The sequence below is a fragment of the Flavobacterium supellecticarium genome (assembly GCF_004801375.1).
Lineage (GTDB): Bacteria > Bacteroidota > Bacteroidia > Flavobacteriales > Flavobacteriaceae > Flavobacterium > Flavobacterium supellecticarium.
In genome coordinates, this window is sequence record NZ_SSNZ01000018.1 from 1 (window position 1) to 3,440 (window position 3,440).

1 pseudogene is annotated in these 3,440 nt (G+C 45.6%); it reads left to right on the top strand.

Features of this window, described 5'->3' with window-relative positions:
- A pseudogene (locus E6C50_RS17815) lies at positions 1-3,440 on the top strand (hypothetical protein); the annotation flags it as partial.

A 3,440-nucleotide genomic window follows, 5' to 3' on the forward strand; every position in this document is an offset into this window, starting at 1 on the left:
TTAACCGGCAGTGTTACAATCACAGTAAACCCATTACCAACAGCAACAATCAGTGCACCGGCATTAATTTGTTCTGGTGATACCGCTGTTGTGACTTTTACAGGGCCAGCTAACGGAACGGTTACGTATAGTGACGGAACGACTCAGACAACTATCCCTCTTGATGCAGCAGGTCAGGCAACGATTACGACTCCTGTATTAACGGCTCCGGCTACTTATAGCCTGGTTAGCGTAAGTACAGCAGGACCTTTGGTATGTACGCGAAACATCAGTACATCGGTAACAATCGGAGTTAAAGATTTACCGGTAGCAACAGTAACCGGACCAGCTTCGGTATGTTCAGGAAGTTCCGCGAATATTGTATTCAACGGAACCCCAAATGCTACAGTAACCTATACCATTGGAACGGATCCGACACAATTTACAATTACTTTAAACAGTGCCGGAACGGCTACAGTTGCCACAGGAGCATTAACCGGACCGGTTACGTATACTTTGGTAAGCGTACAAAGTAACGGTACACCAAACTGTAGTCAACCGCAAACAGCGAGCCATACGGTAACTACAGTAGTAGCGCCAACCATTTTCAACCCGACGCCACTAGAAGTTTGTAACTCAAACTATGACGACGGAATTGAAACATTTGATTTAAGTGTTAAAATCGCAGAAATCACCGGAGGAGATCCGAACTTAACGGTAACCTTCCACGAAACACCGGAAGATGCGCAGTTAGGGAACTACCCGATTGCAATGCCGATGTACACAAACATCAACCCGCATACACAAATTTTATATATCCGTGTGGTAAACACCGGAGTAAATGCTTGTGCTTCTTTCAGTACCTTAACTTTAATTGTTAACGAAAGACCACGTATTGTAGAAGGAGATATTACGGATTACGAATTATGTGAAACCAGTACTCCGGGAGACGGATTTGAAATCTTCAACCTAACGACTAAAGATACCGAAGCGATCAATGGTCAGGCAGGAGTGAACGTAACGTATTACACTACACAAGCGGATGCATTGGCAGGAACGAATCCGATTACAGGAGCGGCTGCTTATACTAATGCAACAAATCCACAAACGATCTGGTACCAGTTGGAAAATGCATCCGGCTGTATCGCAGTAGGATCATTCGATCTAATCGTAAACCCATTACCAACGGTGCCAAACCCGGTACCGGCGTATACCTTGTGTGATTACACCGGACAGGCGTTATACGAGCAATTCGATCTATCGACCAAGATTCCGGAAATCATCGGAACAACAACTGGCTTGGAAGTTAAATTCTATAAAACCCAGGTTTTAGCTGATGCCGGAACAGCCGGAACGGAATTACCAACATTATATACGAATGAAGTAGCCACAGTACAAACGATTTTTGTACGTGTGACCAATAGTACAACAGGATGTTACACGGTAACGGCAATGGACTTGCGGGTTGAGCCACTACCGGTATTGGTAATGCCAACCGCTCCGGTAACGACATGTGACGGAACGAACAACGATGGAATCGGAGACTTTGATCTAACGACTTTAATTCCGGGTATGTTAAGTGGTGAAGCTAACGTAGTATTAAGCTTCCACGAGACACAGCAAAATGCACAAAACGGATTGTTCCCAATCACGGTTCAACCGTACCAAAACATCAACCCTTGGACACAAACCCTATGGGTATTGGCAACCAATACGGTAACAGGATGTAAGAGCGTTTACTCGTTCAACTTACTGGTAGAACCGGCACCAATCATGCCAACGTTATTGGATCTTGCAGAGTGTGATACGGATTCGAATCCGCATGACAACCAGACGATGTTTGATTTAACGGTACACACTGCTACAATCTTAGCAGCGCAACCAGGAGCGGCATCGGATTATGAAGTGAACTACTATATTTCACAAACCAATGCTCAGAATGGTACGCCATTTATTGTATCCAACGGGAACTTTATCGGAACCAACGGACAAACGATCTGGGTACGTGTTACGCATAAAGCAACAGGATGTTTCACTATCGGCAGCTTTAAACTGATTGTAAACAGTCCGCTACAATTAACACAACCGGACGAGATTACCCTTTGTGATGATGCTTTACCAAACGATCAGCGTCAAATTTTTGACCTAACGATCCGTGAGGCACAAATCACCGGAGGTGCCACAGGATATACATTTAACTATTACAGCAGTACGGCCTTACCACCGAACCCGGCTACGTTGATCACCGATCCAACCGCGTTCCACAACACGGCTACAGTACAGACGTTATTAGTAGAAGTAGTAAGCGGAGCAGGCTGTAGTAGTTATGTAACGTTAACCATCCGTGTTACGCCACTACCGGAACCGAAATTCAATCCGGCACCACTTGTAACCTGTGATGATGATTACCCTGGAGACGGAATCACGTTCTTTGATGTAACGCAAAATGCGAGCTACATCTTAAATAACGCGAACTACGTATTAACGTACCACCCAACTCAGGCGGATGCTTTAGCGGGAACCAACGCGATTGCTACGCCAACCAACTGGCAAAATATGGATGCCAACGGAAACGCTTTAACCAGCGTATGGGTACGTGTAACAACAGCACCGGCTAACAACCGTGACCGTTGTTCGTTAGTAGTAGAACAACCATTAATCGTAAACCCACGACCAGCGGCTGGTCCGGTAACGGATTACCATATGTGTCAGATTCCATTCACAGGAAGTGGCGTGTTTGATTTAAGTACGAAAACTCCTGAAGCATTAGCCGGACAAGGTCCAGCAGGTTACACGGTAAGCTACCATGCTAGCCAGGCAGATGCGGATACCGGAGCAAATCCACTGGCAACCAGTCACCCAAGTACCGTGAATGGTGAAACCATCTATGTACGTGTGGTAAACACCGCAACAGGATGTTACAATACGGCCAGCTTCCAATTATTTGTGGAGCGAGGATCGGAAGCTACCGATGTAGCGGATATCGACAGATGTGATGATCTAAATGATCAAACGGAAACGTTTAACTTGAATGATTTAGATGCTACGATCTTAGGTCCTGTACAGGCAGCTGATCCGAACTTTAGCGTGAGCTACTATGCTTCGGATGCTGATTTAGCCAACGGAACACCAATTGCAACACCGGCAACGTATACGATCACGGATTACCTGACACACGAAATCATTGCCGTAGTTAAAAATACGTATAGTGCTTACGGATGTCCTGCTGAAATCCGATTCAATATCACGGTACACCGTTTACCGGAACCGACACCAAATGCAGGATTTGTATGTATTGATCAAGAAACAGGTACGGTATTGAGTACGCATATCATCAACAGCGGATTGGATGCTACAACGCATACGTTCCAATGGTATGAGAATGATGCAGCGGGAGTACCACAACCGATTACAGGTGCAACAGGAGCTACGTATGAAGTAAACCACCCGGGAACGTTCTC